Genomic DNA, 4,647 nt, shown 5'->3' with positions numbered 1-4,647 from the left:
GTCCGGCGGGCGTCTTCATTTGGGGATCCCCAAGGGCCTGGGGTCCTTGAGCGGGGTCTAAGGGCGGGGTCTCGGGGCGGAGCCCCGAGCGTGTGGCTTCGCCGACCAGGGCTCGGCCCCGGACCCGCCAGAGGCCTCGACCTCCGGGGTCCGGCCCTCAGGCGCGGTGGCCGGCGGGCTCGAACAGGAAGTCGTCGATCGACGGGATCGTCACCGCCATGGCGCCGAAGGCGGGCTTCGTGAGGCGCCAGGGCCGGTCGCCCTTGGCACGGACCGATTCGGAGGGGCGCAAGCGGCGGCGCGCGCCGTCCTCCAGCACCTCCTCGATGCCGAGGAAACCGTAGACCTGGAGCCGCGAGGCGGTGACCTTGGTCTCGCGGTCCTCGGCCGCCACCAGCAGGCTGCCGCCGGCATAGACCGCATCCATCAGGCTGCGCTGCTCGCTGCGGCGGCGGATCTGCCCCTCCCGCACCCCGTCTCCGAGGACGGCGGCCGGCGTCTTCACGGGGCGGCGGAACGGAACGACATTGTCGGACGCCGTCGAGACGAGACCCATACGCATCACCCTGGCACGCTGCACGCATCCGGCGCGCTCACGTCGGCGCCCCGCGATCCGGACAATTCGCCGAGTCGCTTTAATCATTGGTGAGCGTTACCGGTCCGTGCCGTCCCAGACCGGACGCGAGACGCCGCGGCACCCGACGGAAACCGCGCGTTAACGGACCACAGGGGCCAGAAATCGCGCGCCCAAGCATTGACGCGCGGGCCCTCCGCGTCTAGAAGCGCGCCACTTCGGACGGCACAGGGCTGCCGCGGACGGATTTTCCCCGCTCCGCCATCGCGCCCCAAGGCTCCGGAGGCTCACATCGCCTGACGCTTCGTCAGATCCGTAGGTACGAGCGCACCTGTACCGGTTGTGCTCCTCTGCCGAGAGCGCGCCAAGGGTTTCGCGACCCCTGGCGCATATTCGTTTTGCGACGTGACGGCCAAGATTTTAGCCGCGGCCGCCACACCAAGCCCCGCAAGGGGCGTCACGACGGGACAGGATCGCCCGGCAGGCGATCCACAGGAAGAGGGCAGAGAATGCCGACGATCAACCAGCTGATCGCGCAGCCGCGCAAGATCCAGCGGAGCCGCAACAAGGTGCCGGCGCTGAACGCCTGCCCGCAGAAGCGCGGCGTCTGCACCCGCGTCTACACCACGACCCCGAAGAAGCCGAACTCGGCGCTTCGTAAGGTCGCCAAGGTCCGCCTGACCAACGGCTTCGAGGTCATCGGCTACATCCCGGGCGAGGGCCACAACCTTCAGGAGCACTCCGTGGTCATGATCCGCGGCGGCCGCGTGAAGGACCTTCCGGGCGTGCGCTACCACATCCTGCGCGGCGTGCTCGACACCCAGGGCGTCAAGAACCGCAAGCAGCGCCGCTCGAAGTACGGCGCCAAGCGTCCGAAGTAAGTTTTTCGGACCAGGGCCAACAGCTTTCCACGGCCCCGTAAGGATGCCGCCGCTCCCCGGAGTAAGGCGGCCTGCGCGGGGTGCTTAAGACCATATTTTTCGAAGGTACGAAAAAATGTCCCGTCGTCACTCTGCCGAGAAGCGTGAGATCATCCCGGACCCGAAGTACGGTGACGTGGTCCTCACGAAGTTCATGAACTCGATCATGTACGAGGGCAAGAAGTCGACCGCCGAGCGGATCGTCTACGGCGCCTTCGACATCGTCGAGAACCGCGCCCGCGCCAACCCGATCGAGGTCTTCCGCGCCGCCCTCGACAACGTCGCCCCGGCGATCGAGGTCCGCTCCCGCCGCGTCGGCGGCGCGACCTACCAGGTCCCCGTCGAGGTGCGCGCCGAGCGCCGCCAGGCGCTGGCCATCCGCTGGCTGATCCAGGCCGCCCGCTCGCGCAACGACCGCACCATGGTCGAGCGCCTGTCCGCCGAGCTGCTCGATGCTGCCAACAACCGCGGCAACGCCGTGAAGAAGCGCGAGGACACCCACCGGATGGCCGAGGCCAACCGCGCCTTCTCGCACTACCGCTGGTAATTCCCGAAGGCGCGCCGACCGCGGCGCGCCTGTCCGCCCCCTTCCGGAGAGACCCCGATGCCCCGCACGCACGCGATCGAGGACTACCGCAACTTCGGCATCATGGCCCACATCGATGCCGGCAAGACCACGACGACCGAGCGGATCCTGTACTACACCGGCAAGTCCCATAAGATCGGCGAGGTCCATGAGGGCGCCGCCACGATGGACTGGATGGAGCAGGAGCAGGAGCGTGGCATCACGATCACCTCGGCTGCGACCACCTGCTTCTGGCGCGACAAGCGCCTGAACATCATCGACACCCCCGGCCACGTCGACTTCACGATCGAGGTGGAGCGCTCGCTCCGCGTGCTCGACGGCGCCGTCTGCGTGCTCGACGGCAACCAGGGCGTGGAGCCCCAGACCGAGACGGTGTGGCGCCAGGCCGACAAGTACGACGTGCCGCGCGTCGTGTTCGTCAACAAGATGGACAAGATCGGCGCCGACTTCTTCAAGTGCGTGGCCGACATCATCGACCGCGTCGCCGGCAAGCCCGTCTGCCTGCAGCTGCCGATCGGTGCCGAGTCGAACTTCCAGGGCGTGATCGACCTCATCAAGATGAAGGCGATCGTCTGGTCGGGCGAGGCGCTGGGCGCCAACTTCAACGAGACCGAGATCCCGGCCGACCTCAAGGACCAGGCCGTCGAGTACCGCACCAAGCTGGTCGAGGCCTGCGTCGAGCTCGACGACGACGCCATGGCCGCCTACCTCGACGGCACCGAGCCGAGCGAGGACACGATGCGCCTGCTGGTGCGCAAGGCCGTGCAGCTGCGCGCCTTCCACCCGGTGCTCTGCGGCTCGGCCTTCAAGAACAAGGGCGTTCAGCCGCTCCTCGACGCCGTCGTCGACTACCTGCCGTCCCCCGCCGACCGCGGTGAGATCAAGGGGATCGACTTCAAGACCGAGGAGGAGACCGTCCGGCGTCCGCTCGACTCTGATCCCTTCTCCATGCTCGCCTTCAAGATCATGGACGATCCCCACGTCGGCACCATCACCTTCTGCCGCGTGTACTCGGGCAAGGTCGATTCGGGCGCCAACGTCATCAACTCGACGCGCGACAAGAAGGAGCGCGTCGGCCGCATGCTCCTGATGCACGCCAACAACCGCGAAGACATCAAGGAAGCCTTCGCGGGCGACATCGTCGCTCTGGCCGGCCTCAAGGACACCCGCACCGGCGACACCCTGTGCGACCCGAACAAGGCCGTGATCCTCGAGCGGATGGAGTTCCCCGAGCCCGTGATCGAGATCGCCGTCGAGCCGAAGTCGAAGGCCGATCAGGAGAAGCTCGGCATCGCGCTCCAGAAGCTCGCCGCCGAGGACCCGTCCTTCCGGGTCTCGACGGACCAGGAATCGGGCCAGACCATCCTGCGCGGGATGGGCGAGCTCCACCTGGACATCAAGGTCGACATCCTGCGCCGCACCTACAAGGTCGACGCGAATATCGGCCAGCCGCAGGTGGCCTACCGCGAGAAGCTGACCCGCCGTCAGGAGATCGACTACACGCACAAGAAGCAGACCGGCGGCACCGGTCAGTTCGCCCGCGTGAAGTTCGTGGTCGAGCCGAACGAGCCGGGCGCCGGCTTCTCGTTCGAGTCGAAGATCGTCGGCGGCGCGGTGCCGAAGGAGTACATCCCGGGCGTCGAGAAGGGCCTCAACTCTGTCCTCGGTGCGGGCGTGCTCGCGGGCTTCCCGGTGGTGGACGTGAAGGTGGAGCTGATCGACGGCGCCTACCACGACGTCGACTCCTCGGCGCTCGCCTTCGAGATCGCCTCCCGCGCCGCCTTCCGCGAGGCGCTGCAGAAGGGCGGCTCGGTACTGCTGGAGCCGGTGATGAAGGTCGAGGTGGTCTCCCCCGAGGACTACACCGGCTCGGTCATCGGCGACCTGAACTCCCGCCGCGGCCAGATCCAGGGCCAGGACATGCGCGGCAACGCCAACGTCATCAACGCGATGGTGCCGCTGGCCAACATGTTCGGCTACGTGAACAACCTGCGCTCCATGTCGCAGGGCCGGGCGAACTTCACCATGCAGTTCGACCATTACGAGGAAGTGCCGCGCGGCGAGGCCGACAAGGTCATCGCCAAGTACGCGTAAGGCTCCAAGCCTGACGGTGCGCGCCGGATCAGCGCGCACCCTTCCTCTGAACCAGACACGCGAAGACAAGGAGGCCCCTATGGGCAAGGAAAAGTTCAGCCGTACGAAGCCGCACTGCAACATCGGCACGATCGGCCACGTGGATCACGGCAAGACCTCGCTGACGGCGGCGATCACGAAGGTCCTGGCGGAGTCGGGCGGCGCGACGTTCACGGCCTACGACCAGATCGACAAGGCCCCCGAGGAGAAGGCGCGCGGCATCACGATCTCGACCGCCCACGTCGAGTACGAGACCACCAACCGCCACTACGCCCACGTGGATTGCCCCGGCCACGCCGACTACGTGAAGAACATGATCACGGGCGCCGCCCAGATGGACGGCGCGATCCTGGTGGTGTCGGCCGCCGACGGCCCGATGCCGCAGACCCGCGAGCACATCCTGCTCGCCCGCCAAGTCGGCGTGCCGGCGCTGG

The 4,647-nt window shown here is 67.4% G+C and carries 5 protein-coding genes; 4 read left to right on the top strand and 1 reads right to left on the bottom strand.

Features of this window, described 5'->3' with window-relative positions:
* Window positions 1–157: 157 nt before the first annotated feature.
* On the bottom strand, window positions 158–556 hold the full coding sequence (locus MFF54_RS08320) for a hypothetical protein (protein WP_238302147.1): 399 nt from the start codon (window positions 554–556) through the stop codon (window positions 158–160).
* Between the two features lie 527 nt (window positions 557–1,083).
* Between MFF54_RS08320 and rpsL the strand changes: the two genes are divergently transcribed.
* From rpsL to MFF54_RS08300, 4 genes are all read left to right on the top strand, one after another.
* Window positions 1,084–1,455, top strand: a complete 372-nt coding sequence (gene rpsL / locus MFF54_RS08315) for a 30S ribosomal protein S12 (RefSeq protein ID WP_066927123.1) — start codon at window positions 1,084–1,086, stop codon at window positions 1,453–1,455.
* 115 nt (window positions 1,456–1,570) lie between these two features.
* Window positions 1,571–2,041 carry a 30S ribosomal protein S7 gene (gene rpsG / locus MFF54_RS08310; RefSeq protein ID WP_238302146.1) on the top strand — a complete coding sequence of 157 codons (471 nt, stop codon included), beginning with the start codon at window positions 1,571–1,573 and terminating at the stop codon, window positions 2,039–2,041.
* A 57-nt stretch (window positions 2,042–2,098) separates the two neighbouring features.
* Window positions 2,099–4,174, top strand: coding sequence for an elongation factor G (gene fusA / locus MFF54_RS08305; RefSeq protein WP_238302145.1), 2,076 nt, complete (start codon window positions 2,099–2,101; stop codon window positions 4,172–4,174).
* Window positions 4,175–4,253: 79 nt separating this feature from the next.
* Window positions 4,254–4,647, top strand: a 394-nt coding sequence (locus MFF54_RS08300) for a GTP-binding protein (RefSeq protein ID WP_171015372.1), incomplete at its 3' end; no start/stop codon positions are given.

Origin of the sequence: Methylobacterium gregans, from assembly GCF_022179245.1 — a bacterium.
Classification (GTDB): domain Bacteria; phylum Pseudomonadota; class Alphaproteobacteria; order Rhizobiales; family Beijerinckiaceae; genus Methylobacterium; species Methylobacterium gregans.
The sequence above is the reverse complement of the archived record's forward strand: the minus strand, read 5'-3'. Positions and strand labels throughout refer to the sequence as shown.

Bases quoted from the DNA above. Each gene is read 5' to 3' on its own strand.
- MFF54_RS08320 (WP_238302147.1), bottom strand. From the start codon at position 556: ATGGGTCTCGTCTCGACGGCGTCCGACAATGTCGTTCCGTTCCGCCGC.
- rpsL (WP_066927123.1), top strand. From the start codon at position 1,084: ATGCCGACGATCAACCAGCTGATCGCGCAGCCGCGCAAGATCCAGCGG.
- rpsG (WP_238302146.1), top strand. From the start codon at position 1,571: ATGTCCCGTCGTCACTCTGCCGAGAAGCGTGAGATCATCCCGGACCCG.
- fusA (WP_238302145.1), top strand. From the start codon at position 2,099: ATGCCCCGCACGCACGCGATCGAGGACTACCGCAACTTCGGCATCATG.